General features: G+C 31.7%; 24 protein-coding genes. 11 read left to right on the top strand and 13 right to left on the bottom strand.

Going from position 1 to position 25,882, the window contains the following annotated elements; all coding sequences use genetic code 11:
- Positions 1–3: 3 nt before the first annotated feature.
- The 4 genes from OWM07_RS03740 (at position 4) to OWM07_RS03755 (ending at position 4,285) form a co-directional block, all read left to right on the top strand.
- Entirely contained in the window at positions 4–1,233 is a 1,230-nt protein-coding gene (locus tag OWM07_RS03740; protein ID WP_423302332.1) for an LL-diaminopimelate aminotransferase, read from the top strand.
- Positions 1,234–1,287: 54 nt separating this feature from the next.
- Positions 1,288–2,220, top strand: coding sequence for a methionyl-tRNA formyltransferase (fmt, locus tag OWM07_RS03745; RefSeq protein ID WP_423302333.1), 933 nt, complete (start codon positions 1,288–1,290; stop codon positions 2,218–2,220).
- A gap of 66 nt (positions 2,221–2,286) precedes the next feature.
- Positions 2,287–3,144 carry a zinc metalloprotease HtpX gene (gene htpX / locus OWM07_RS03750; protein WP_423302334.1) on the top strand — a complete coding sequence of 286 codons (858 nt, stop codon included), beginning with the start codon at positions 2,287–2,289 and terminating at the stop codon, positions 3,142–3,144.
- Positions 3,134–4,285 (top strand): RsmB/NOP family class I SAM-dependent RNA methyltransferase, encoded by a 1,152-nt coding sequence (locus OWM07_RS03755; RefSeq protein WP_423302335.1) that lies wholly within the window; start codon positions 3,134–3,136, stop codon positions 4,283–4,285. Before htpX ends, OWM07_RS03755 begins: the two co-directional genes overlap by 11 nt.
- Positions 4,286–4,293: 8 nt before the next feature.
- Here OWM07_RS03755 and OWM07_RS03760 read toward each other — a convergent pair whose 3' ends face one another.
- Genes OWM07_RS03760 through OWM07_RS03775 form a run of 4 tightly spaced genes read right to left on the bottom strand, consistent with a single transcriptional unit; the run spans position 4,294 to position 7,167 of the window.
- On the bottom strand, positions 4,294–4,728 hold the full coding sequence (locus OWM07_RS03760; RefSeq protein WP_423302336.1) for a TlpA family protein disulfide reductase: 435 nt from the start codon (positions 4,726–4,728) through the stop codon (positions 4,294–4,296).
- Positions 4,728–4,928: a sulfur carrier protein ThiS gene (gene thiS, locus OWM07_RS03765; protein WP_423302337.1), complete on the bottom strand. Its 201-nt coding sequence runs from the start codon at positions 4,926–4,928 to the stop codon at positions 4,728–4,730. The genes OWM07_RS03760 and thiS overlap by 1 nt, the downstream gene beginning before the upstream one ends.
- A gap of 9 nt (positions 4,929–4,937) precedes the next feature.
- Entirely contained in the window at positions 4,938–5,747 is an 810-nt protein-coding gene (thiF, locus tag OWM07_RS03770; RefSeq protein ID WP_423302338.1) for a sulfur carrier protein ThiS adenylyltransferase ThiF, read from the bottom strand.
- A complete protein-coding gene (locus OWM07_RS03775) occupies positions 5,725–7,167 on the bottom strand; it encodes a ComEC/Rec2 family competence protein (protein ID WP_423302339.1) in 1,443 nt (480 codons plus the stop codon). The genes thiF and OWM07_RS03775 overlap by 23 nt, the downstream gene beginning before the upstream one ends.
- Positions 7,168–7,430: 263 nt before the next feature.
- On the opposite strand from OWM07_RS03775, the gene mobB reads away from it, so the two are divergent.
- Genes mobB through argJ form a run of 4 tightly spaced genes read left to right on the top strand, consistent with a single transcriptional unit; the run spans position 7,431 to position 13,526 of the window.
- The gene (gene mobB / locus OWM07_RS03780; RefSeq protein ID WP_423302340.1) at positions 7,431–8,057 is read left to right on the top strand and encodes a molybdopterin-guanine dinucleotide biosynthesis protein B; all 627 of its coding nucleotides are present in this window, start codon (positions 7,431–7,433) and stop codon (positions 8,055–8,057) included.
- On the top strand, positions 8,057–11,539 hold the full coding sequence (locus tag OWM07_RS03785) for a DNA polymerase III subunit alpha (protein WP_423302341.1): 3,483 nt from the start codon (positions 8,057–8,059) through the stop codon (positions 11,537–11,539). Before mobB ends, OWM07_RS03785 begins: the two co-directional genes overlap by 1 nt.
- Entirely contained in the window at positions 11,529–12,308 is a 780-nt protein-coding gene (gene thiD, locus OWM07_RS03790; RefSeq protein ID WP_423302342.1) for a bifunctional hydroxymethylpyrimidine kinase/phosphomethylpyrimidine kinase, read from the top strand. Before OWM07_RS03785 ends, thiD begins: the two co-directional genes overlap by 11 nt.
- A 9-nt stretch (positions 12,309–12,317) precedes the next feature.
- The gene (argJ, locus tag OWM07_RS03795) at positions 12,318–13,526 is read left to right on the top strand and encodes a bifunctional glutamate N-acetyltransferase/amino-acid acetyltransferase ArgJ (RefSeq protein ID WP_423302343.1); all 1,209 of its coding nucleotides are present in this window, start codon (positions 12,318–12,320) and stop codon (positions 13,524–13,526) included.
- Positions 13,527–13,624: 98 nt separating this feature from the next.
- On the opposite strand, the gene OWM07_RS03800 is transcribed toward argJ, so the two are convergent.
- The 8 genes from OWM07_RS03800 to OWM07_RS03835 form a co-directional block, all read right to left on the bottom strand.
- Positions 13,625–14,050 carry a HepT-like ribonuclease domain-containing protein gene (locus OWM07_RS03800; protein WP_423302344.1) on the bottom strand — a complete coding sequence of 142 codons (426 nt, stop codon included), beginning with the start codon at positions 14,048–14,050 and terminating at the stop codon, positions 13,625–13,627.
- A complete protein-coding gene (locus OWM07_RS03805) occupies positions 14,043–14,330 on the bottom strand; it encodes a nucleotidyltransferase family protein (protein WP_013008714.1) in 288 nt (95 codons plus the stop codon). Before OWM07_RS03805 ends, OWM07_RS03800 begins: the two co-directional genes overlap by 8 nt.
- A 250-nt stretch (positions 14,331–14,580) precedes the next feature.
- Entirely contained in the window at positions 14,581–14,871 is a 291-nt protein-coding gene (locus OWM07_RS03810; RefSeq protein WP_423302345.1) for a GIY-YIG nuclease family protein, read from the bottom strand.
- A gap of 233 nt (positions 14,872–15,104) precedes the next feature.
- Positions 15,105–15,455 (bottom strand): flagellar protein FlaG, encoded by a 351-nt coding sequence (locus OWM07_RS03815; RefSeq protein WP_423302346.1) that lies wholly within the window; start codon positions 15,453–15,455, stop codon positions 15,105–15,107.
- A gap of 57 nt (positions 15,456–15,512) precedes the next feature.
- On the bottom strand, positions 15,513–17,843 hold the full coding sequence (locus OWM07_RS03820) for a flagellin N-terminal helical domain-containing protein (protein WP_423302347.1): 2,331 nt from the start codon (positions 17,841–17,843) through the stop codon (positions 15,513–15,515).
- A 565-nt stretch (positions 17,844–18,408) separates the two neighbouring features.
- Positions 18,409–19,629 carry an ATP-binding protein gene (locus OWM07_RS03825; RefSeq protein ID WP_423302348.1) on the bottom strand — a complete coding sequence of 407 codons (1,221 nt, stop codon included), beginning with the start codon at positions 19,627–19,629 and terminating at the stop codon, positions 18,409–18,411.
- 453 nt (positions 19,630–20,082) lie between these two features.
- A complete protein-coding gene (locus OWM07_RS03830) occupies positions 20,083–20,253 on the bottom strand; it encodes a hypothetical protein (RefSeq protein WP_423302349.1) in 171 nt (56 codons plus the stop codon).
- A gap of 15 nt (positions 20,254–20,268) precedes the next feature.
- Entirely contained in the window at positions 20,269–22,668 is a 2,400-nt protein-coding gene (locus OWM07_RS03835; RefSeq protein WP_423302350.1) for a flagellin N-terminal helical domain-containing protein, read from the bottom strand.
- Between the two features lie 482 nt (positions 22,669–23,150).
- On the opposite strand from OWM07_RS03835, the gene OWM07_RS03840 reads away from it, so the two are divergent.
- The 3 genes from OWM07_RS03840 to OWM07_RS03850 all read left to right on the top strand — a co-directional run bounded on the left by OWM07_RS03840 (position 23,151) and on the right by OWM07_RS03850 (position 24,161).
- Entirely contained in the window at positions 23,151–23,393 is a 243-nt protein-coding gene (locus OWM07_RS03840) for a hypothetical protein (protein ID WP_423302351.1), read from the top strand.
- Positions 23,394–23,443: 50 nt separating this feature from the next.
- Positions 23,444–23,719, top strand: a complete 276-nt coding sequence (locus tag OWM07_RS03845) for a hypothetical protein (protein ID WP_423302352.1) — start codon at positions 23,444–23,446, stop codon at positions 23,717–23,719.
- A gap of 154 nt (positions 23,720–23,873) precedes the next feature.
- Positions 23,874–24,161, top strand: a complete 288-nt coding sequence (locus OWM07_RS03850) for a nucleotidyltransferase family protein (RefSeq protein WP_423302353.1) — start codon at positions 23,874–23,876, stop codon at positions 24,159–24,161.
- A 196-nt stretch (positions 24,162–24,357) separates the two neighbouring features.
- Here OWM07_RS03850 and OWM07_RS03855 read toward each other — a convergent pair whose 3' ends face one another.
- The gene (locus OWM07_RS03855) at positions 24,358–25,881 is read right to left on the bottom strand and encodes a 2Fe-2S iron-sulfur cluster-binding protein (RefSeq protein WP_423302354.1); all 1,524 of its coding nucleotides are present in this window, start codon (positions 25,879–25,881) and stop codon (positions 24,358–24,360) included.
- Between the last annotated feature and the right edge of the window lies 1 nt (position 25,882).

The raw sequence follows: 25,882 nt of genomic DNA on the forward strand, positions 1-25,882 counted from the left end.
AAGGTGAGAGAGTTTATGGAAAATGTAATTGCTGAAAGACTTGGCGGAAAAATGTTTGGTAAAGATACTAAAATTTACAAATTTGAAAAGATAAAAAGAGCTAAAAGAGCAGCTATGGAAGCAAACCCTGGCAAAGAATTAATCGATCTTGGTGTAGGTGAACCAGATGATATGGCAGATATGAGTATTGTCAAAGTATTACAGGAAGAAGCTACTAAAAAAGAGAACAGATTTTATGCTGACAATGGAATTCAAGAGTTTAAAGATGCGGCTGCAGAGTATATGAAAAAAAGATTTGGTGTTGATATAGATCCTGTAAAAGAGGTAAATCATGCTATTGGTTCAAAACCTGCACTTGCTATGATACCATTTTGCCTTATAAATCCTGGTGACATTGCTCTCATGACTGTACCAGGATATCCCGTAACTGGAACAATCACAAAATATTTAGGTGGAGATGTTTACAACCTCCCTCTCACCAAAGAAAATAACTTTTTGCCTGACTTGGACAGTATCCCTGAAGATATCAAAAAAAGAGCAAAAATTTTATATTTAAATTATCCAAATAATCCCACTGGTGCTTTAGCTCCAAAGGAGTTTTTTGAAAAAGTTGTAAAGTTTGCAAAAGAAAATAATATAGCTGTAATACATGATGCAGCTTACATTGAGCTAACCTACGGAGAAAGACAACCTTCATTTTTAGAAGTAGAAGGAGCTAAAGATGTAGGAATAGAAATTCATTCTTTATCAAAATCTTATAATATGACTGGATGGAGAATGGCTTTTGTATGTGGAAATGAACTCCTTGTGCAGGCTTTTGCAACTGTAAAAGATAACAACGATTCTGGTCAATTTATACCAATACAAAAAGCTGCAGCTTACGCATTGAGACATCCAGAATTGATTGATAATGTAAGAGAAAAATATCAAAGAAGACTAAATGCCCTTGCAAAGGTTTTAAAAGATTTAGGTTTTTATGTAAATGAACCAAAAGGAACATTTTACTTATACTTTGAAATTCCAAAAGGGACAAAAAGTGGAAGAACATTTAGCAGTGCAGAGGAGTTTTGCGATTATTTAATTAGAGAAAAGTTAATATCATCTGTACCTTGGGATGATGCTGGCCATTATTTAAGATTTACAGTAACTTTTGAAGCAAAAGATTTAGATGATGAAAAAAGGATAATTGACGAAGTAGCAAAAAGACTTTCCGAAGAAGAATATATTTTTTAATATTGCATAATGGGGGTTCTCCCCCCATTTTTAATCAAAATAGGAGCAAAAGATATGAATGTTGTTTTTATGGGAACACCCGAAATTGCTGTGCCTACTTTAAAAGCATTATTAGACAATAATATCAATGTTAGTTTGGTTGTATGCCAGCCAGATAAACCAAAAGGTAGAGGCAAAAAACTTGCTCCACCCCCAGTAAAAGAATTTGCGTTAGAGAACAAACTCGAAGTGTATCAGCCTGAAAAAATAAAAAATAACCCTGAAGCTTATGAAAAAATCAAATCCTATAACCCAGATTTTCTTGTTGTTGTAGCTTATGGGAAGATATTACCAAAAGAGATATTGGAAATTCCTAAAAAAGCACCTATAAATGTTCACTTTTCACTTCTACCAAAGTATAGAGGGGCTGCACCTGTTAACTGGGCAATAATAAATGGTGAAGAAATAACTGGTGTAACAACAATGTTTATGGACACAGGACTTGATACAGGTGATATACTTTTAAAAGAAGAAACTAAAATTGATAAAAAAACCGCTTTAGAATTGTTAAATGAGCTTTCTGTTGTTGGTGCTAATCTTTTGATTAAAACCATTAAACAATTTGACTCTATAACACCTACAAAACAAAATGATGAAGAGGCAACCTATGCACCTATACTAAAAAAAGAAGATGGACTTTTAGATTTTAATGAAGATGCTGTTATAATTGAGAGAAAAATTAGAGGTTTACAACCCTGGCCAACTGCATACACTTATTTAAACAATAAAATGTTAAAAATATTTAATGCTGATGTTGTAGAAAATAATAGTAATTTAGAACCTGGCACTATCTTTGATGTAACAAAGAAGAGTTTTAAAATAAAATGTAAAAACAACGCATTACTCATTAAAGAATTGCAATTTGAAGGGAAAAAGAGGATGGAAGCATCTGCATTTTTAGCAGGCTATAAGCTTGAAAATGGTATTAAATTAACTAATACCCATTGAACTAAACAACAAAATTTATATCTTTATTATTGGATTACAAACTATATATTTGAGGAGGTCTAAAATATGAACTTAAATACGATTAAAACAGCTCTACTTTTAGGGTTGTTAACCTTGCTATTTATATTCATCGGAGGGCTATTAGGCGGTAGAACAGGGATGATGATAGCTTTCATTTTTGCATTAGGGATGAATTTCTTTTCTTACTGGTTCAGTGATAAAATTGTACTATCTCTTTATAGAGCAAAACAGATAACAGAAACTGAAGCCCCAAGACTGTATGCCATAGTAAGAAGATTGACACAAAAAGCTGGACTACCTATGCCAAAAATTTACATCATTCAGTCCCCTACCCCAAATGCTTTTGCTACAGGTAGAAATCCAAATCATGCTGCTGTAGCTGTAACAACAGGTATATTAGAATTGCTTGATGAAGATGAATTAGAAGGGGTTTTAGGGCACGAACTTGCCCACATCTATGGTAGAGATATTCTTATTTCCACAATAGCAGCAAGCATTGCTGGAGCTGTAATGATGCTTGCAGATTGGGCGAGATGGGCATTCATCTTCGGTGGTGCTAGATCAGATGATGAAGAAAATCCCGGTGGTGCTTTTGCAGCAATTATAGCAATGATTATAGCTCCAATTGCAGCATTTTTGATACAGATGGCAGTATCAAGATCTAGAGAATATCTTGCTGATGAAAGAGGTGCAAAACTGACAGGCAAACCTCTTGCTCTTGCTAACGCTCTTAGGAAAATAGCTTATGGTGTGCAAGCTGCACCTATGGATGCTAATCCAGCTACTGCCCATATGTTTATCATGAACCCACTTTCTGGTAGAAATATATTAAATCTTTTTTCTACCCATCCACCTGTTGAAGAGCGAATAAAGAGATTAGAACAAATGGCCTATGCCAGATAAAAATAGGAGGAGGCTTTTTAACCTCCTCCTTTCTTTTTTTAAAGGTGAATTAAAAGAGGATTTTTTTTATGATTCACCCTATAGAAAATTTTATAGAAAAATCTATTTTGAAACTTTTAAGCACTTAGGTTTTATTCAGTGGGTTTTAACAAATTATTTAAAAAAAGAAACACCTATAGAATCAATAGCAGCTCTTATTTTAGGTGCTTCTCAGATACTGTTTTTGGACGATATCCCTGATTATGCAGCTGTAAACGAATCTGTCGCACTTGTAAAAGGGGGGCAAAAATCTTTAGTCAATGCCATTTTAAGAAAAATTTCATCTGAAAAAGATACATTACTTAAGAAATATTCGATTTATTTAGATTTCCCAGAATATTTCATTGATAGATGGAAAAAAAACTTTGATACTAAAAAAGATTTTGAAAACTTTTTATATTCGATACAAAAAAAGCCTGATTACTACCTTCTTGATATAAAAACCTTAAAAACTACTAAATACTTCGAAGATTTTGATAAGAAACGATATTATCCAATGGATATTAATTCCCAAAAAATCCCACAACTTTTTGATGCAAATAACCCTCAAAAAATTCTTGACTGTTGTGCTGCACCTGGTGGAAAAACTATTATACTTTCTAAAAAGTATCCAAATGCTAAAATAACTGCTATAGATATATCAAAAGAAAGGATCCAACTTTTAGAAAAAAATATCAATAATTTTAATTTGAACAATGTAAATACCTGCTTAACCGATTTTTTAGAATATGAAACTGTAGAAAAATACGATCTCATTTTATTAGACGCACCTTGCACAGCCCTTGGGACTATAAGAAAACATCCAGAAGTTGTATGGCTTAAAAACGATAAAGATATCAACAAAATGTCCAAAATTCAAAAACGATTTTTAGAAAAGGGGGTAAGTTTATTAAAAAATGGTGGGATTTTGATATATAGCGTATGCTCTTTAGAAAAAGAGGAAGGTCAAGAAAATATTAATTACATTTTAAAAAAACATGAAAATATAAAACTTTTGAAACCCATCTATTATCAAGAATCAATTATTGATAACTTCTTTTACACCCCATTTCATTTATCTGATGGAGATGGTTTTTTTGCTGCTGTCTTAAAAAAGGATTAAATCTTAATTTAGTCTTCCAACATTTCAAGGATTTCATCTACAGTTTTATAACCTGGAGCAATATCTATTAACTCACCCATTTTATTATATGTCGCAGTAATAGGAACTAATCTAACATTTAAATGATCAATCAAATCCTTTGAAGCCAAATATAGTGGAAACTCAACATTGAGTGCTTTATAAGATTGCAATGCATCCTCTAATCTTTTATCAATTGAGACCAATATAATTTTAGTTTTGTATTTATCAAAAATAGCAATATTTTTCGATAAATTTTTAATCTCTTTTTTACAAAAAGGGCAATATGAAGCCCAAAACAATACAATAACTTTTGTGTTTTGTCTTTTAATTAAATCTTTATAATCAGCTACAGATAATACTGTCAAAGAATAAGAATTAATCACAAATAATAAAAAAATAAAAAGGAAAATAAATTTTTTCATTAACCACCACCAACAAATTGAATCAATTCTAAAACATCACCTTCATTTAAATATGTGGAATCATACTCACTTTTATCTAACACTTCCCCATTATATTCTACAACAATCCTATCAGCATTTAGATTTAATTCATTGATTAGTGCTGCAATACTCTTGCTACCATCAACCTCTTTAATTTGCCCGTTTATTTTAATCTTCATTTGACACCTCTACTGTTTTAATAAACCGAGTAAATACCTAACAACAAGATTTGCCTGCATATTGGCTGCAACTGCAACTCTTGTAGCCATTAGCCCTTCACCTGGTCTTGCTTCATTAACAAAATCGCCAACAATATATACATTCTTACCAATCCTTTCAATCCTTAATAGTGATGTATCATGAACTCCTGCTACACCGCTTGCCCCTATAACAACTTTTTCGGGGAAAATTTGCATACACCTTTTAATAAGCATAGCTTTTGTTTCTGCCTTATCAAAAGCCTCAACTATTACATCTACATCATCAAATAAGTCTTTGATATTATTCTCATCTATCAAAACATCAACCATATCATAAGTAATATAAGGATTAATCCTTAACAAAGTGCTATGCAACGCCTCTGTTTTTTTCATACCTAACTGATCGATAAAATAATACTGCCTATTTAAATTTGATGGCTCAACTACATCAAAATCTATCAATCTTAGAAATCCAACACCCATCCTTGCTAATGAAACAGCAATATTTGAACCAAGACCACCAAGCCCTGCTATTGCCACTCTCCCTTTTTTTAATTTTTCATGAACACCTGGTGTATGTCTTGCCATCATCAAAGCTTCTAACTCATCCTTTGATGGTTTTTCACCTCTTTTTATTAATACAACCCTATCACTATCTTGTAATACCAAGTCATAGTTTACAATATGCCCATTATAAATAAGGACATCAGCATCAGGCTTAATAAGATTTTTAACCTGATAAAGTGTTACCCCCTCTTTAAATTCGTAAACTCTTTCATTGACAAAAACTTTTATCATAGCTTATCCCCTTTTGAAGAAAAGTTACACATTTTTTATTATAAAGCTCAATTATGTTATCAGACTTTTTTCTATTCTTATAAGTTATGTACCACTTATTATTATCAAATTTCTTGATACTGTTTGACCTGGTCATATAAACAATCTCACAATCTGAGTTTTCATTATTAATACAGATATTATCTATCTTAAAATCCCTATATTTCAAGTAGTAATTTTTCCCATCATAGATATAAATACTGCCTTTTTCAAAAATTTTCTTATTATATTTGGCTACAATTAGCAAAAACTTATACTTAAAATCATTGTAAAACCCTTTAAAATATATCTGTGATGGTTCTCTCAAATCAATAAACCCCTTAGACCTTATCATATTGGGAAATATCACGATATCTCGAGGGCTATAATTTATAAAAGGGATTAAAAATATCAACAAAACAAACCATATTTTTCTATAAACAAAAAATAAAAAAATTAATAAAACCAATATTAACAAAACAAATATATCTATTTTGTTTAATACAAAAAAGTTATAACTTATCTGATATAAAAAATTTCCCACACTATGTATAGCTTCTTCAACCAAAGTTATTGGTGCAATTATTTTTTCTACGCCTATAGGTAGGAAAAATCCAAGAATTAATAAAAAATAAATAAAAGGTAGCATGATAAATGTATTAACAACACCAAGATAGTTAAAATTACCGTAAGAGTATAAAATTGTTGGCATTGTAAAAGCTGTTGCTGCTAAAGGTATCAGTATAAACAAAAATCTTTTGTATCTTTCCGCCACTAAAATTATCCCCAATACTGCAGAAAAGGATAGTATAAATGATAAATCGTATAATATATTTGGGGATAACAGTATAAAAAAAGCACATAAAAATATAGTTAACTTCAAAATATTTGTTTTAATATCTAAAAATAGTGCCGTCAAAATAATAATTGCAAATAAAGAAGCCCTAATTACTGTAACCTTAAACCCTGTTAAGATAATAAAAATCAACAAAAAAAACGATACCATCAGATATCTAAACTTCACTGGTAAAAAAGAAAATAAAAAATAAATCAAAGAAGCTATAAGCCCCACATGCAATCCCGAAATTGCCAATAAATGATATGTCCCAGTAATAATAAAAATATCTTTTATTTCATTGCTCAAGTAATCTCTATTTCCAAAAAGTGCTGCTTGTAAAATTGTAGTCTTTCCTGCTGATTGGATAAAAAGTTTTCTACAAATCTCATTTCTTTTCTCTAAAATCTTTGTAATTATAGGAATTTTAATTACTTTAAAATCTTTATTTATGTCGCCAAAAATTATTTCACCACCTTTTAGTTCAACTTTCGGGATTTTTCTTTTTGCATCATCAAAATAAATTTTATTACTGCTATCAACAAAGTGAATTTTTGGACTAAACAAATTAAAAAATATAATAAGTCCCAAGAAAATAATATAAATCTTGCCTTTGACAAAAAATCTTAACCCATAACTAATTAATAATAAATAAAATAATAGATAAATAAAACTTTTTTTAAAAACAAAAAATTTATATAACAAGCCACAACTTATCGAAAATAATAGAAATAACTCTGTTTTAAATTTTATGCTTGATATGTTTCTCATCTAAAATTATAACCTTTATCACCATCTTTAAAAATAATTATACATGATTTGGAGTTAATATGAATAAAATTTTTCCACCACTATTTACATTTGTAGGGAGCTCGGGAAGTGGAAAAACCACTTTTATTGAAAATCTTATACCTATTCTTGTAAAAAAAGGGTTAAAAGTTGGTGCCATAAAACATGATGCTCACAAATTCGAAATTGATAAGCCAGGTAAAGATTCCTATCGTTTAAAACATGCTGGTGCAAAGCAGGTTTTAATCTCATCCAAAGAAAAGATTGCTACTGTAGTAGATACAGATAGAGATTTAACCATCAAAGAATTAGTCCTAAAATATTTTGGAGACTGTGATATTATACTAACAGAAGGTTATAAAAAAAGTAATATCCCAAAATTTGAAATATATAGATTAGGTAATGAAAAAGACCCTCTCTGTTTTAATGATAAATCTTTAATAGGGGTTATTACAGATAGTAAAGTAAATATTGATGTTAAAAAATTTCTATTAAATGATTATGAAGCGGTTGCAGAATACATATTACATATTAGTAATTTAAAAGAGATAGACATTGATATTAATTGTAGTGATGAAGTTTTAAAAAGTATCTTAACTAATACAGTTAGAAATTTAAAATTTTTTGAAAATATTAATAAAATCAAAATTTCTGTGGAGATTGAATAATGAAAAAAGATTTTGTCCATCTCCACCTACATACTCAGTATTCTCTCCTTGATGGTGCTATACATATTTCTGATTTAATGCAAAAACTAAAAGAAAACGGTAGTAAAGCAGTAGCTATTACTGATCATGGGACAATGTACGGTATCGTGGATTTTTATAATCAAGCTTTTAATCACGGCATAAAACCGATAATCGGTTGTGAAGTGTATGTTGCCCCTGATTCGAGATTTAATAAGAATTATGATAAAAAAGAGGATAAAAATTATCACTTAGTCCTATTAGCCCAGACAAATACAGGCTTAAAAAATCTCCAATACTTAGTTTCAAAAGCACATCTTGAAGGTTTTTATTATAAACCAAGGATTGATAAAGAGCTACTTGCTGAGCACTCCAAAGGATTAATTGCATTATCAGCCTGTCTTGCTGGTGAGCCAGCAAGAAAAATTTTAACAGAAAATTATGAATCAGCGAAAAAAGCAGCATTGGAATATGCTGAAATAATGGGTAAAGATAACTACTTTTTAGAAATCCAAGATAATGGGATCGAAGAGCAAAAATTAGTAAACAAAAAGCTAATTGAGATATCCAAAGAGACGGGGATACCACTTGTAGCAACCAACGATTGCCACTTTTTAAACAGAGAGGATTACAGCTCTCACCAAGTTTTGATGTGTATTCAATATCAGCAAACTTTAAATGACCCAAATAGACGAGATTCTCACTCATCAGAGCTTTATGTAAAATCACCCGAAGAAATGTGGAAATCCTTTAATGAAGTTGAAGAAGCTTTAATAAACACTGTTAAAATTGCCGAAAGATGTAATGTCTCAATGACATTTGGTGAGCTGCATCTTCCTGTATATGATGTCCCAGAAGGATACACTTTAAAAACCTATTTAGAACATATCGCAAAAGAAGGGCTTCATAAAAGACTTGCAAAAGTGCCATTAGAATTACACTCAAAATATTACGAAAGATTAGAATACGAACTTAAAATAATACACGAAAAAGGGTATGACGGTTATTATCTAATAGTTTGGGACTTTATAAACTTTGCTAAGAAAAATAAAATACCAGTTGGCCCTGGTAGAGGTTCTGGTGCTGGTTCTCTTGTAGCCTATGCCGTAGGGATTACAGATATTGACCCTATAAAATATAATCTACTTTTTGAAAGATTTCTAAACCCAGAGCGTAAAAGCATGCCTGACTTTGATATTGACTTCTGTATGAACAGAAGGGAAGAAGTAATTGATTATGTGAGAAATAAGTATGGGCATGATAGAGTAGCTCAAATCATCACTTTTGGTAAATTGCTTGCAAGAGGTGTTATAAGGGATGTTGGAAGGGCACTGGAAATTCCACTGAAAACTGTGGACAAAATAGCTAAAATGATCCCTGAAAAGCCAGGCCTCACTTTGAAAAAAGCGCTGGAAATGGATCCAGAATTAAAGCCAAACATAGAAAGTATAGAAAAGGGAAAAGAGCTTTTAGATCATGCACTAAAATTAGAAGGTTTACTGAGAAACGCAGGGATGCACGCAGCAGGTGTGGTAATCGCTGATAAACCATTAGTAGAATATGTACCTCTTTGTAAGGGGCAAAATGATGAGGTAGTAACTCAATTTGAAAAGGATACACTTGAAAAAGTTGGGCTAGTTAAATTTGACTTTTTAGGTTTAAAAAACCTTACAGTAATTGATTATGCATCTAAACTAATAAGAGAAACAAAAGATCCTGATTTTGATATATCCTCAATCCCATTAGATGACAAAAAAACCTTTGAACTTTTATCAAGTGGAGAGACAACAGGTGTATTCCAGCTTGAAAGTAGCGGGATGAAAAACCTTCTCAAAAAATTAAAGCCAACAACTTTTGAAGATATAATAGCCTTAGTAGCTCTTTACAGACCTGGCCCTATTGGTAGTGGGATGCTTGATGATTTTGTAAAGAGGAAACATGGTCTTCAAGAGATTACTTACCCATTACCAGAGTTAGAGGAGATATTAAAAGAGACTTACGGAATTATCGTCTATCAAGAGCAGGTAATGCAAATTGCTCAAGTTATTGCTGGATACTCACTTGGAAGTGCGGATTTGCTTAGAAGAGCAATGGGTAAGAAAAAACCTGAAGAGATGGCAAAACATAGAGAGATATTCCTTTATGGTGATGAAAAACTTGGAATAGAAGGTGCTGTAAAAAGAGGTTTTGATGAAAAAATAGCCTCAGAGATTTTCGATTTAATGGCAAAATTTGCAGAATACGGATTTAATAAAAGTCACTCAGCAGCTTATGCAATGGTAAGTTATCAGACTGCATATCTTAAAGCTCATTACCCTGTTGAATATATGGCAGCACTTTTATCAAATGAACTTGAAAAAGGGGATAAAGTAGTTGGTTTTATAGATGAATGTAAAAAGATGGGGATAAAGGTTTTAAAACCTGATATCAATGAATCTTATAAAGATTTTGTTATTAGCGGAGATTCAATAAGATTTGGACTTGGAGCTATAAAAAATGTAGGTTTTGGTGCAATAGATGAAATCATAAACGAAAGAGAAAAGAATGGAAAATTTAAAAGTATTTATGATTTATGTAAAAGAGTTGATTTAAGAACTGTAAACAGAAAAGTATTAGAATCTTTAATCAAGGCTGGAGCTTTAGATTCCTTTGGTAAAAATAGAAGACAACTTTTACAAGTATTAGACGAAGCTATGGAAAGAGCTCAAAAAGAACAGCAGCTTAAAAATGTAGGAGTTATTACCATTGAAGATTTGTTAAAAGAAAATGGAATAACTGAAACCGATGATGAATTTTATCCAGATGTGGAAGAGATGCCTGAAAATGAGCTTTTAAAATTTGAAAAAGAGGTTTTAGGATTTTATCTCACCAATCACCCTTTAGTCAATTATTCAAATATACTTGATATTTTTACAAAAAGATCCAGCGACATAGAACCTATTGATGAAAATAATTCTGTAATGGTCGGTGGTATAGTAAAAGATGTAAAAAATTATATCACCAAAACAAATGAAAGGATGGCATTTGTAACTTTAGAAGATTTAGATGGGACAATGGATGTAGTTGTTTTTCCAAAACTTTACAAAGAAAATGTAAGACACTTTGTAGAAGATGCCATAATAATTGTAAAAGGGGTAGTAAATTACAAAGATGACACTTATTCTATTGTAGCTGATGAAATTTACGGTATTGAAGAAGCTTTTATTAAACTTATCGATGGTATAAAATTAAAAATCACAGCAACAGGTTTCAATAAAAACCTTTGTGAAGAAATTAAAAGTGTTGTTTACAGAGAAAAAGGGGATAAAAAGCTTATTTTTGAAGTTTATGTTCCAGCAAAAGGTAAAGTTATTATGGAAGCTGATGAAGATTTTAAGGTTTCACCAACTTTAGCTTTTTTTAAACAGATAGATAATATCCTTGGTGAAAATAGATATGAGGTAATTATACATAATGGCTCATAATTTACCTGTGGTTATATCAATAGCTGGTTCAGATGGAAGCAGTGGCGCAGGGATACAAGCTGACTTAAAAACCTTTTCCGCTCTTGGAGTTTATGGTTTGACAGTAATCACTGCAATCACTGTTCAAAACACTACAAAGGTAAAAAATGTACATCCTGTTTCTCTAAATCTATTAAAAGAACAACTCGACATCCTTTTTAGTGACTTTGATATCAAATTTGCTAAAATTGGGATGCTTGCGACTTCTGACATTGCAAAACTTACAATTGACTATCTAAAAGAGAAGAGATGCCCTTTTATTTTAGATCCTGTGCTAAAATCTTCTACTGGGACATTATTATTTGATGGCAATTTTGAAGAACTAATAAAGGGTTCTTTTCTAATCACCCCTAATTTAGATGAAGCTTCGTATTTAACCGGATTAGAAATTAATTCGATATCAGATATGGAAAAAGCAGCTAAAATTATTTTTGCTAAAGGTGCTAAATATGTGCTCATAAAAGGTGGGCATTTAAAAAATGAAAAAGCGATTGATATGCTTTACGATGGAAGAAGCTACGAATATTTTATTTCTGATAAAATAAAAACAAAAAATACTCACGGGACAGGGTGCACACTATCTTCTGCTATTACAGCCTACTTAGCCAAAGGTGAAAACATAGTAATTTCAATTAGAAAAGCTAAAGAATTTTTGATAAAATCTATGTTAAAAGCGAAAAATTTAAATTTGGGTCATGGGCGAGGTCCCTTGATACATTTTGAAATATAGGAGGAAACCTTGAAGAAAATTAATCACGGTGGAGTAACAACCCCTCTTGGTTATCAATCATCAGCAATTTGCGCTGATATCAAGGGGAATAAAAGTGGGAAAAAGGATTTTGGAATTTTAGTTAGTGATGTCCCAGCAGTAGTTTCTGCAACCTTTACGAAAAATAAAGTAAAAGCCGCACCAGTTATTTATGATATACAGCTTCTTTCAGAAAAAAGTGAATTTTTTGGAATTGTGATAAATAGTGGCAATGCTAATGCCTGCACCGGAAAATTAGGCTTGGAAAATACTAAAAGGATATGTAGCGAATTTGAAAATAGACTACAAATTGATAACAAATCTTTATTGATGGCTTCAACAGGTGTTATCGGTGTACAATTACCTGTAAATAAGATGCTTAAGTATGTAAATGAAATAGTAAATGAGTTAGACGATACCGATGATAATTTAGCAGAAGCAATCCTAACCACTGATACAGTAATAAAAAAATCAGCTTATTTGGTAGAAACTGAAAATGGGGCATTTGTGGTAGGTGGTATAGCTAAAGGCGCTGGGATGATTGCTCCTGATATGGCTACAATGCTGGCTTTTATTACTACCGATGCCCTTGTCAATAAAGATATACAGGATGAAGTTTTAAGGCTTGCTGTTGAAGAAAGTTTTAACAGTATCACAGTAGATGGTGATATGAGTACAAACGATTCTGTTTTTCTATTTTCAAACGGGATGAGCGGCATATCTGTGAATCATGGTGAAAATTTGGAGCTTTTTAAAGAAGCGGTAAAAGCAGTTTGCTTAGACCTTGCACAAATGATTGTAAGAGATGGAGAAGGAGCAACAAAATTTGTCATAATTAATATTAAGAATGCCAAAAGTTATGAAGATGCTAAAAGATGTGCCTTCAAAATAGCAAATTCACCCCTTTGCAAAACTATGTTTTTTGGTTCTGATCCCAACTGGGGAAGATTGATGGCTACTATTGGTTCATCCTTAATAGATTTTGACGAAGATAAAGTGGATATCTATTTTGACAATTTAAAATATGTTGAAAACGGCCTTTTGATATCTGAGGACTTAGAAGATAAGGCTTATGAGATTATGAAGAAAGATTGTTTTTCAATAACAATAGATTTAAAAATTGGGACTTTTTCCAAAACAGTTTACACATGTGATTTTTCCTATGACTATGTTAAAATAAATGCCGATTATAGAACATAAAAAAAGAGATTGCTTCGTCGTTTCACTCCTCGCAATGACATCTTTTGTCTTTGCGAGCGAAGCGAAGCAATCTCAATACTTAATGTTTAAAAAACTCTTTATTTTAAAGCAATAAGTGCATCTTTTACAAATGAAATATGCTCATACTCTTTTAAGAGAGAATTTATCAGTCTTTCCTTTAATTCATAATCTAGCTCATTTATTTTAGCCAAAATTTCATTTTTAAATTTCGGCAAATGATTTTTTATAATATCCCAAACTTCTTCATGGTCTATACCAAAATATTCATGAATTAATACATTTCTAAAATCAACAATTTCTCTTTTATCATCAGAAAAATAAGAATATTTAATAAGTTTGTTAGTTGATTCACCAATAATTTCAAATTGTCTTATTATAAAATCCCAATCATGATAAGCTAATTTCAACTGATATGCACTTTTATATCTTTTTGCATGTTCTTCAATTTTCAATACAGCAATTAAAATATCAAATAAAAATAATTCTTTTATTCTTTTAGACATAAAAAATATCTTTACTTATTTCTTCTTTAATTATCTCTCGCATACTATCATAATAACCAAGATCAACTTTAACGTTTAGAACTTTTTCTAAAAAATATTTTGCTTTTAGTCTGTTAAAATAATCTTTTTTTGCTACTTTAATCAAAACTATATCAATATCGCTATTTTTATGAAAATCATCTCTTACCTGTGAACCAAATACAGCAAACTCCTCAATACCAAATTTTTCCTTCAATACAGGTTTAAGCTTTTTTAATTTTTCAATTAATTCCTTATTCATAATAAAATTATAGCAAAAAAAGCTTAAATCAGCAATGAATAACTTATCATAAATTTTGCGAGCGTCAGCGAAGCAATCTCATGTTTTTGTCACTGCGAGGAACGGCAGTGACGAAGCAGTCTGTAGTTCGTGAACAGTGAATAGTGAAACGTGAAAAGAAAATAAAAAAGAGATTGCTTCGGGGCTTAAGCCCCTCGCAATGACGGCACTTTAAGTTCATTTTTAGACAATATAAGCTGCCAAAGTAATCTCAAAATAATTTATAATACAAATCTTCCCAATTTGGGTTAATTGACTCTATCAGGGCTATTTTTTTCGCCCTACTTCCACCTTTTATTTGTTTTTCTCTTTTTATTGCTTCTTCTATGTCAGAAAAAACTTCATAATAAACTAACTTCTTCACATTATATTTTTTTGTAAAACCTTCTACTGCACCTGTCCTATGTTCATAAATTCTCTTAGTTAAATTTGATGTAACGCCAGTATAGAGAACTGTATTTGTTTTATTTGTTAAAATGTAAACATAGCCTTGCTTTTCCATAATTTTATTTTAACAATAAACTCAAAAATCATCAATTAAATTAATAAAAAGAGAGATTGCTTCGTCGCTAACGCTCCTCGCAATGACCACCAAGCTGTCATTGCGAGCGTAAGCGAAGCAATCTCCAATTCAATGTGTTACAAGAGATTGCTTCGTCGCTACAGCTCCTCGTAATGACTGCCGAGCCGTCATTGCAAAGCAACAAAAGTTGCCGAAGCAATCTCTTAAAAAGTTTATGTGGTCTTGTCAAACAACAAGCCCACCATCTCTCTTATATTTTTTGCAAGCTTTAATACTTCTTCTGGTGGAATCTGCCTTACCACCTTATTTTCTTGGGTATCAACTATCTTTACTACCACTTCCCCAAGGTCTTTATCCACCTCAAACTCTCGTTTGATATTCATCATATCGAGAGCTTTATTTAACTCTTTTACTTGATTTTTTAGTTCCTGTTCACTCACCTGCTGCTTTTGAGCCTGCTGCCTTGCACTCTGCTCAACAACCTTCTGGGTATTTTTTACATCACTGGTTGATGATGCTTTATCTACTGTTGCAATTGTTAAATTTTTTACTGCCTCTAACATAGCTCATCACCACCTTTCTTTTATTTTAGGAAAGGGGCAAAAGCCCCAATCCTTTTATTACCTACCCAGAAGTTGTAAAGCGAGCTGAGGAAGCTGATTAGCCTGAGCCAGCATAGCAGTAGAAGACTGCTGAAGTATCTGATACCTTGTAAACTGAGCCATCTCCTCAGCGATATCAAGGTCTCTAATCCTGGACTCAGAAGCTGTCAAGTTCTCCCTTGCTGTGTCAAGGTTTGTAATAGCATGCTCAAGCCTGTTTACCTGAGCACCAATAGTAGATCTTGCACCAGAGATAAACTCCAATGCTCTGTCAATCTTCGTAATTGCTTTTTGAGCAGAATCTTGATCAACAACTAAAACATTGTCAAGATCCAATGATTTTGTATTAATTTGAGCAACACTTACATTTATATCTTGCCCTTCATTTGCCCCTATCTGAAGCGCAGTCGAGTTATCAACAAGATGCAATTCAATTTCAGTTGCAGAGCTTGAAGCTGTAAAAGTAAGATTTCCGCTGCTATCTCCAGAAACTGAAACTCCCAAGTTTTTATCAAAGCTCAATTCAACACCACTAATTACACCTCTTAAGGTATAATCATTTACAGTATCACTACCTACGGTAGCTCCATTTTTTGTAACACTTACTGTTAAAGAAGAGTTTTCACCTTCTTGAATTGTAGTCAAGGACAAACCATCGATAAGTTTTTGATCACCGATGAAAGAAATCTTGCTGTCTTCACCTATTAAACCACTTTGGATTTTAAATGTACCTGCAGTAGTATCATAGTAAACTAAGTCATTTTTAATAGAAGAATCTCCCATCTCCAAATCATTTACAAGCGCATCTTCCAATTTAGATTCAAAATCTGCTAAAGTATCATCACCCTCAAGATAAATAGTAGTCTGCTTACCATTACCAAATATTGTCAATTCTTGAGTATTATCAAAAATGTTTCTACCATCATCATTAACAAATCTTTGAATATCTTTTAGTTTAGTTGCAGATGTTGCAACATCTCCTTCACCAAGAACAGTAAAAACTAAATTTTCATTATTAGTAATTGATGTAACTGGGTTAAAGTTTAATCTAAAGCTATTTAAATTAAATTCACCCGAGTTTGAATCAAAATTACCTACATAAACAGTTGCACTACTTTCAGACGTACTACTTATTGCATTAGCATATGTAACCTCAGGATGATTACCTGATGTAGTATATTGCACAGTTATATCAGTACTACTATCTGATTTATCATAATCAGATAGGCTAATTACAACTTTATCTCCTACACCAATATTATCATCTGTAGTAATTATCCTTAATCCACCAGCTGAAAACAAATTATTTGAACCATCTGTTGTTAATCCAGAAGAACTATTTAATTCAATAAATTCGGTATCAGGACTAGTATCAGCTGCACCAGTACCAGAAATGTATTCCAAATTAACATTTACCCAATCACTAACATATCCTGTTTCCGCATTATAAAACCTAACCCTTGCAGCATTAGCAGCCCTTATTTGTGTTCCACTATTTGTACTAGTGTCATTTTCGTATGCTGAAGTAGCAGCCAAAAATTCAACTTCTAAATATCCACTAGCACTTACGTCATATGTAGTACCATTATCTGATAAACTAACATTTGCTCCACCTGTATACCCTAAAACAGCTGCAGCATCACTATTTGCAGTACCATCTGTATCAACTTTTTTAAGCGTTACACTTGAACCTGACTCAAATCCATTAATATTATCTATTGATTTTACTGCATTTTTCCAACTTGCTCCAGATGAACTATCTACCTTGCCATAAGTATTTGATTCTCCAATTGTCATAATATCGGTTTTATAAATATAGTTCTTACCAGCAGTAGCAGTAACAGAAACAGAATATTCGCCTTCAGCTACTTTACCTTTGATAATAGCTTCAAGTTTGTTGTTACTTGCTGACCAGAGAGCTGATGCATCACCATTTAACAATTTTTTGGTGTTAAATTCTGTTGATGCAGATATTCTGTTGATTTCTGATTTTAGCTGGTCAACCTCTTTTTGAAGCTCTGCTCTGTCATTTGCAGTATATGTACCGTTTGCAGCCTGTACTGCAAGCTCTCTCATTCTTTGTACAATACTTTGAATCTCTTGCAAACCACCTTCAGCAGTCTGAAGCATAGAGATACCATCTTGAGCGTTCATACTTGCTCTTTTGAGACCGCTGATTTGGCCTCTCAATTTTTCACTAATTGCAAGACCAGATGCGTCATCTGCTGCATGGTTGATTCTAAGACCACTTGATAATCTTTCAAGTGATTTTGACATTTGAGTGTTTGTGATACCTAAGTATCTTTGTGCATTAAGGGAAGAAATATTGTTGTAAATTCTTAGTGCCATAACACTACCTCCTTGTTTTGTTTTTTTTGGCTTCCCTGCCGTTTTTTTTTGTTCAACGTTCTAAGTTCAACGTTCTACGTTAAAATTTTTTTTGAGATTGCTTCGTCGCTACCGCTCCTCGCAATGACTACTTTTGTCAATGCGAGCGATGTGAAGCAATCTCCTACTCCAACGTCTTACTTGAAATCGCTTCGTCATCTTACGCTTCTTCGCGATGACCGCCGAGACGTCATTGCGAGCGTCAGCGAAGCAATCTCTTCACCACTCACCTTTCACTTCTAACTCTTTTTCAACCACCCCCTTTTCAACTTTTTTGGCACCAAAACAAAAAAGGCCGATGCAACTCTATCCGAGTCACATCGGCCTGAATGTTTCAGTACCGCTTATTCAATTTTCCTGTTTTATTAATCGAACAATCACATAAAAACTTTAGAAAAAATTTAATATTGGAGATTGCTTCGTCGCTATCGCTCCTCGCGATGACTGCCGAGCCGTCATTGCGAACGAAGTAAAGAAATCTGGGATATTTAGCAGAAATTGTACAAGACTTCCAATTTTATTAATTCTATAATAAATAATAAAGAAAATTATCAGCCGAAATCATGTACTGCACATAATTATTTCTTTTAAGCTTTTTAAGTACACCACTTTTAGAAACAACCTGTATTGCATAAGGAACTTTCAACTTTTCTTGAAAATAAAGCAAGTTTTTAGATAAATCGGTATCGTTTAGCTTTACTTCTACCAAGAAAAGCAACTGATTATCCTTATTAACTAAAAAATCCACTTCCCTTTTTTCTTTATCCCTAAGGTAATACAAATCAAAATTCCCTTTTCCAGTTTGAGTCCACAATGTTATTGTTTTATAAAGATGTAGAGCGACAAGATTTTCAAATTTTGCTGCATTATCTTCAATTTCTACCCAATCATAAAGATAAACTTTATTTTCCTTTTTAATCGCTCTTGGCAAAGATTTACTATAAGGCTTTACTGTAAAAATATAATAAAATTGCTCTAAAATTAATAACCATTTTTTTATTGAATCAAAAGCTACATTTAAATCTTCTCTAATAGAATTAATTGATAAAGGTGATCCCACTTTGAATGGTAAAAGAGTTGATAAAATTTCAATATTTGAAATATCTTTAATATAATATGCATCTCTGATATCTTCTTTTATTACTGTTTTCTTCCTTTCATTAGCCCAAATATTATAAAATTCTATATTATTTTTCAAAAAAGGTTCAGGAAATCCAGAAAAGTTCCAAAGTTGCTCATAAGTAGTTTTAAAACTTTTAAACTCAAATCCATTTAATAATATTTGCTCAAATTCATCCCAGGAAATAAATTTTTTATTTTCAAGCTCCCCTAATGTAAAAGGGAATAAGTTTAAAGCAAAATATCTTCCAAAAAGGCTGTCACCACCTTTTTTAAAAAGGTCTAACCTGCCGCTACCTGTAACTAAAAAATTAAACTCATCTTTATAGCCGTCATAACAACCTTTTAAATAATTTTTCCAATCTTTATATTTATGTATTTCATCAAAAACTACTAAAAATCTTTCTTGTAGATCTCTATTTTCATTTTCAAAGAAGTATGGATCTTTAATAATTTTTTTCTGATGGTTAATTATATCCCAATTAATGTATGAACCCTGCTGAAAACGCTCTAATATCATCTTTGAAAATGTGGTTTTGCCAGATTGTCTGGGACCACTAATAAAACAAATTTTATTGTATGAATTTAAAATTTGTAATACAAATTCTTCAATATTCCTGCTTATCATATTTACCAGTTTATATTTTACTCGAAAATAGTCAAGACTTATTTTTGATTGAGCAGAAATTAGTCATTTTCAATTTTCAAGGATACTGCTTAATATGAAAATTTATCAAGCTAAATTATTTTAGTGATTGCTCCGTCGTTTCACTCCTCGCAATTACTGCTGAGCCGTCATTGCGAGAGTCAGCGAAGCAATCTCAGATTTTAGTCACTGCGAGGAACAATAGTGACGAACCAGTCTGTATTTCGTAAGTAGCAAATAGGAAATGTGAAAAGAGAATAAAAAAGAGATTACTTCGTCGTTACCGCGCCTCGTAATGACCACTTTTGTCATTGCGAACGAAGTGAAGCAATCTCTAGTTTATTGTCATACATTAGATCGCTTCGTCAGCTTGCGCTTCTTCGCGATGACTATTTTTTAATATTTTACAAAAAAAAGAGGGCTTAAAGCCCTCTTTTAGATTTTGATACTCTCTGTTTTCTTTACAATCGTTACTTTACCAGCTTCAAACTTTATCTCAATGGAGCCATAGAATCCAGATTCAAACATATCTTTTAGCATCTTATATAGCTCATTGAGCTGCATTTTCTTTTTTGTATCAACTTCTTTTAATGGATACGCACCCATATTAGCCCCCTTTCATTATCCTTGAAGTAGTTGAAGAGCCATTTGAGGTATTTGATTAGCCTGTGCAAGCATAGCAATACCTGACTGAGAAAGAATTTGATAGCGAGTAAATGTAGCCATTTCCTCTGCCATATCAAGATCTCTAATCCTTGACTCACTTGCTGTCATATTTTCATGAGCAACATTCAAGTTATTTATAGTATGTTCTAATCTATTTACTTGTGCACCAATAGTAGCTCTGATTGAAACTACCTTACTTAAAGCATTATCAATATCTATAATCGCTCTCCTTGCCAAATCTTGAGACACAACCCAGACTTTATCAACACCTAAACCTTTACTGTTTAACTGTGGAATTGAAACTGATAAATCTTGCCCTTTATTTGCTCCAATCTGCAAATCTGTAGAATTATCGACTACATGTAAATAAAACTCTTCATTAGACAAATTTGTATTCTCAACAAACTCAATTTCATTTGTCGATGTTAATTGTGCATTTACACTTGTCCTTGAATCTATAAGTAGCTCAATACCTTGAATTACCCCATCAACTCTATCATTCCCAGTTTCATCACTACCTATTAAATCTCCTGTAGTTGCATCATAAACTGTAACTTTTACACTGCTACTTTCAGCCTTTTGCACCTCTGCTAATGATAAAGCATTTATCAACCTTTGATCACCAGAAAATGCAATTTCACCCTGCTCACCAACCATAGCAGTTTGAATTACAAATGTACCTGCAACAGTTCTAAATTTACTATTTGGATCAGCTGTTGTAATATAATCCACTAAATGTTCATTGACAGTCGGATCATCAGATCCCATTCCAAGATCGTTTACTATAGCATCAGTCAATTTCTTTTCTAAATCTGCTACGGTATCATCTGCCTCTAAATAAATTGTTGTTGATTTACCATTTCCCCAAATTGTAAGCTCTTGCTTATTCTCAAAAAGATTATTTCCATCAGCATCTATAAACCTAGCGATATTGCTCAATTTAGTATTTTCATTAGCAACATCTCCAGGATTTAAAGTATAACCTTGAAATGTTGCATCATCAGGATCTAAAAATCCATTAGAATCTGATCCAATCTTTAATATAAAAGAATCTGTCGTTTGTAAATTACCATTTGTATCAAACCCTAGTAAGGCTATTTGATGTTCAGAATTAGCTAATCCACTATCCGCTGTAACTTTTAATACTTGATTTGATGGGGTACCACTTGTAACTGGTGCATACACATCAAAATATCCACCAGTTGCTGTTGTTGGTATAGATGCATTATATACTGAAATAAGAACTTTTTCCCCTGCACTAATAGTTAACTGTGTAGTTCCATTATTATCTAATAATATATTATTAAATGATATCGCTCCACCTGTAGCTGAACTTACATTGCTCATATTTAAAATAACATTACCACCACCATCAGATGTAGTGGTATCTTCTATATTAGCAATAATTCCTGTCTGAAATGCAGTACCATCTGAATTATAAATATTAATATATGCATTTCCAAGTATACTTCTATTTGCGTTACTATCATTCGTTATACTATTGTGTGTTGTCCCATCAAAATCATTATTAAATATAACTTCTATATAATAAGTACCATTTGTAGAGATTAAAGCATTACCTATAACATCACCATCAACTGTCGAATCAAACGTGTTATCCCCTCCATCATATGTAGAAACCTTATAATAACCATCTGACGCAGTTGTTGCACCGTCTACAGTCACTCGATATATATTATCAGAATTACTACTAACAAGATCTTTTATCTCTTCTACGCCATTACTCGTTAATGGATTATGAGTAATTGTTACTCCATTTTCTGCTTCTTGCACTGTCATAATATCGGTTTGGAAAACCTGATTTTTACCTACAGATACATTTTCCATAGTTATTTTATAATTTCCTTCTTGAACATTGCCTCTTATAATTGCTGATATTTTATTATCGCTTGCTGACCAAAGAGCTGTTCCATCACCATTTAATAGTTTTTTAGTATTAAACTCTGTGGCAGATGAAATTCTGTCAATCTCTGCTTTTAGCTGTTCAATCTCTTTTTGTAGTTCAACTCTGTCATTTGTGGTATAAGTACCATTTGATGCTTGCACAGCAAGCTCACGCATCCTTTGAAGCATTGAAGATACTTCTTCTAATGCTCCTTCTGCAGTTTGAAGCATTGAAATTCCATCTTGAGCGTTCATTATTGCTCTCTTAAGCCCAGTGATTTGGCCACGCAACTTTTCACTGATTGCAAGACCTGAAGCATCATCTGCTGCATGGTTGATTCTAAGACCGCTGGATAAACGCTCGAGAGATTTGCTAAGTGCGGATTGAGTACCGCTAAGGTGTCTTTGAGAATTCAAAGACATGATGTTTTGATAAATTGTTAGTGCCATCTTATCCTCCTTGATTGTTTCAATAGAGGATCTTTCCCCTATTTAATTTTTTTTGACGCTTCCGTGCGTCAGATTAAAAATCGGAATGTATAAAAATTTCTTTAGAAAAAATTTTATAAAAATCTTTTGAGATTGCTTCGGCAGTTTACACTGCCTCTCGATGACTGGTATGATTGTCATTGAGAGCGTCAGCGAAGCAATCTCAGGTTTTAGTCACTGCGAGGAACGATAGTGATGAAGCAGTCTGTATTAAGTAAGTAGTGAATCGTAAATAGTGAAAAGAGAATAAAAAAGAGATTGCTTCGTCGTTTCACTCCTCGCAATGACAGCCTTACTCTTTGCGAGGCAACATATTTTGTAGAAGCAATCTATTGATTGTTTTGATTATCAAAATATTAGACTATTGTAAAATATCATCAATGATAATTTAGAATGAAAAAATTTAATAAATATGTTATAATAATAGAAAAAAGGAGGGTTTGATGATTAGAGTTGAATTTTTTTATAAAGGTTCAAAAGACACCAAAACACCTGAAATAGCTAAAAATCTTGCAGAAAAATATCGCGACAAAATTGAAGTAATTCTAATAGATGCTGAAAATGAAAAAATTCCTGAAGAATATGGAATTCTCAACCCACCAGTAGTAATTATTGACAAAAAGAAAAAAATACAACTTGATTCAAAAGAAAACTTGGAGGAAATAGTAACCAAAGCTATTTTTTAATATATTTCACAATACAAAAATAATTGTTTAGATTTGACATAGAGGTTAAAATGGCCATTGATAGATTGTCATCTTATTTAAAAGAAGCAAATACCCATATTGAGCGACTAAAAGATGTATTATCAAGATTGAATAAACTTTATCCTTTAACAGTTGAAAAATTTAATAATTTAAATTCATATGAAAAAGATATGCTTGATACTCTTGCTTTTAGATTTGCTAAATTACAAGATTTAATAGGCTCAAAAATTTTTCGTGAGTTTTTAAATAAACTTTTTTATCCAGTGGAAGATAAAAGTTTTTTGGAAATATTAAAAGAAATTTAAAAAGAAAATATTATAGATATAGATACATGGAGTGAATTTAGAAAGATAAGGAACCTGCTTGCTCATGATTATCCTGAAGATTCTAGTGAAAAAGTAGAAGCAATAAACTATCTTATTGAGAAAACACCTATTTTAATGGAGGTTGTTAAAAAAATTGAAAATAAGACTGAAAAAAGATGAAATTGAAATTATCAAAAGGCTCACTAAAGATATTTTTGGGGATTGCGAAATATTTATTTTTGGTAGTAGGCTTATAGATAAAAAAGGTGGTGATATAGATCTTTATATAATACCTAAAAACAGAGAAAACCTATTTGAAAAAAAAATCAAATTAGCAGCAAAATTAGAAAACATTTTAGAAAAACCTGTTGATGTAGTCGTTAGTTATAATAGAAATAGACCAATTGAAGTCGAAGCCTTAAAAAGCGTAAAAATTAGTTAAATAAAAACGAGATTGCTTCGGGGCTTACGCCCCTCGCAATGACCACCTTTATTCTATACGAGCACTAACGAAGCAATATCCATTCCAATGTTTTACAAGAGATTACTTCGTCGCTATCGCTCCTCGTAATGACTACATTTTTATTATCACAAGCGTCTTAGAAATCTTAAAATATTATTTTTTATTGCACAACATTCTAAAATTTTTCGAAAATATTATTAAAATTTTCGTTTTTATAAAGTTCAATAGAATTTAATTCTTTAAAATTTTTGTTTAAATAAGCTGGAATATTCTTATAACTAAAAAATTTGATAGATAAAAGAGCTGGATCACCACTAAAAAAAGTTATTTTTTTAGCATATTTGTTTGGAAAAATTTTAAGCCCAATCAAAATATTTATAACTTCTTCTATATCTGAATATGAATACAAGACTATGTTACTTATTTTCCCTAAAAATTTTTCAGTATAAGAGACCAAAGAGTTCACCAGCTTTTTAAATTCATAAAAATGATAAAGATCCTTATCGCTTACAGAAATAGATATCTCTTTTTTTCGATATACATTAAATTTTGTCTCATCCCCTTTCTTGCTAATTTTAACCAAAATCTCAATTGGAACCTTATCAAGTAAATCATTACGATCTTTTATTCTAAAATTATCATCAATAATTCCAAACTTAGATAAATTATAAATAGTTTTCATGATAGCCTTTGGACTGATCGAATCAGGCTCAAAATATGGGTCTTTTATTTGTACATCTTTAAAATCATTTGAAATATCTGTAATTGGATTTAACCCTTTTTGAAATAGAAATCCTAAATCAACTCTATTTGAAATGTATTTAGCATCTAATAAATAAAGTTTTTCATTCAATTTAAAATAATATGAGGTCAAACTATCTAAAGGTATCAATAATGACCCATCCTGTAAATTTAACAGCCTGAAAAAGGTTAAAAGATTTGAAGGGTTATTTAACGGTTGAATAATTTCACAAAACATCTCCCCTATTTCAAAAGAATAATATTCTATCAAATTTAAAAGATTCTCCCCTTTGTAATAAACTGAATCTAGAATAATTAAAACTCTATCAATATCTGGAACATCCACATTGTTATAGATAAAATCAGACAATAAATTGTTATCAATTAAGTCAATTAAAGGCTCATCAGTTTTAACATAACCATCAAAAGAAATCGTCCCTATACTTGCACTGTAAACAAAATATTTGATACCTTTTGGGTATTGAATCAAGATTAACCCATCTTTAAGAGCTTTTAATTCTGCATCATCATCAAATTGCTTATCCGATAATTCATAATCTTTTTCTAAATTTTCTTCTGATTTGTTATCTTCAGATGTCGGTTTACCCACTTTCTTGACAGTAACTTTTAAAATATTTGGATCATCTTCAACAATCCATTCTTCTGTATCCACAATAATATCTGACTTCACCACATATTGACAGGCAAGTCTATATCCATTGTCCAAGTTTATCTTTGCAAGTATTAATCTATCTTTTTTAGTAGGTTTATTTATCTCTTTCCCATCAGCAGAAACTATTTTTACCTTACACTTTCCACACTGGCCACTCCCTTTACAGAGAGATTCTATTGGGATACCATTTTGAACCAAAACCTCATAAAGGTTACTTCCACTTTTTGCTTCAATTACTACATTTTTATTCTTAACATTTATTTTAACCTTTTTACTAAAAAACATA

This window comes from Deferribacter thermophilus (assembly GCF_049472675.1).
Lineage (GTDB): Bacteria > Chrysiogenota > Deferribacteres > Deferribacterales > Deferribacteraceae > Deferribacter > Deferribacter thermophilus.

Bases quoted from the DNA above. Each gene is read 5' to 3' on its own strand.
- fmt (WP_423302333.1), top strand. From the start codon at position 1,288: ATGAATGTTGTTTTTATGGGAACACCCGAAATTGCTGTGCCTACTTTA.
- htpX (WP_423302334.1), top strand. From the start codon at position 2,287: ATGAACTTAAATACGATTAAAACAGCTCTACTTTTAGGGTTGTTAACC.
- OWM07_RS03755 (WP_423302335.1), top strand. From the start codon at position 3,134: ATGCCAGATAAAAATAGGAGGAGGCTTTTTAACCTCCTCCTTTCTTTT.
- OWM07_RS03760 (WP_423302336.1), bottom strand. From the start codon at position 4,728: ATGAAAAAATTTATTTTCCTTTTTATTTTTTTATTATTTGTGATTAAT.
- thiS (WP_423302337.1), bottom strand. From the start codon at position 4,928: ATGAAGATTAAAATAAACGGGCAAATTAAAGAGGTTGATGGTAGCAAG.
- thiF (WP_423302338.1), bottom strand. From the start codon at position 5,747: ATGATAAAAGTTTTTGTCAATGAAAGAGTTTACGAATTTAAAGAGGGG.
- mobB (WP_423302340.1), top strand. From the start codon at position 7,431: ATGAATAAAATTTTTCCACCACTATTTACATTTGTAGGGAGCTCGGGA.
- OWM07_RS03785 (WP_423302341.1), top strand. From the start codon at position 8,057: ATGAAAAAAGATTTTGTCCATCTCCACCTACATACTCAGTATTCTCTC.
- thiD (WP_423302342.1), top strand. From the start codon at position 11,529: ATGGCTCATAATTTACCTGTGGTTATATCAATAGCTGGTTCAGATGGA.
- OWM07_RS03800 (WP_423302344.1), bottom strand. From the start codon at position 14,050: ATGTCTAAAAGAATAAAAGAATTATTTTTATTTGATATTTTAATTGCT.
- OWM07_RS03805 (WP_013008714.1), bottom strand. From the start codon at position 14,330: ATGAATAAGGAATTAATTGAAAAATTAAAAAAGCTTAAACCTGTATTG.
- OWM07_RS03810 (WP_423302345.1), bottom strand. From the start codon at position 14,871: ATGGAAAAGCAAGGCTATGTTTACATTTTAACAAATAAAACAAATACA.
- OWM07_RS03815 (WP_423302346.1), bottom strand. From the start codon at position 15,455: ATGTTAGAGGCAGTAAAAAATTTAACAATTGCAACAGTAGATAAAGCA.
- OWM07_RS03820 (WP_423302347.1), bottom strand. From the start codon at position 17,843: ATGGCACTAAGAATTTACAACAATATTTCTTCCCTTAATGCACAAAGA.
- OWM07_RS03825 (WP_423302348.1), bottom strand. From the start codon at position 19,629: ATGATAAGCAGGAATATTGAAGAATTTGTATTACAAATTTTAAATTCA.
- OWM07_RS03830 (WP_423302349.1), bottom strand. From the start codon at position 20,253: ATGGGTGCGTATCCATTAAAAGAAGTTGATACAAAAAAGAAAATGCAG.
- OWM07_RS03835 (WP_423302350.1), bottom strand. From the start codon at position 22,668: ATGGCACTAACAATTTATCAAAACATCATGTCTTTGAATTCTCAAAGA.
- OWM07_RS03840 (WP_423302351.1), top strand. From the start codon at position 23,151: ATGATTAGAGTTGAATTTTTTTATAAAGGTTCAAAAGACACCAAAACA.
- OWM07_RS03845 (WP_423302352.1), top strand. From the start codon at position 23,444: ATGGCCATTGATAGATTGTCATCTTATTTAAAAGAAGCAAATACCCAT.
- OWM07_RS03855 (WP_423302354.1), bottom strand. From the start codon at position 25,881: ATGTTTTTTAGTAAAAAGGTTAAAATAAATGTTAAGAATAAAAATGTA.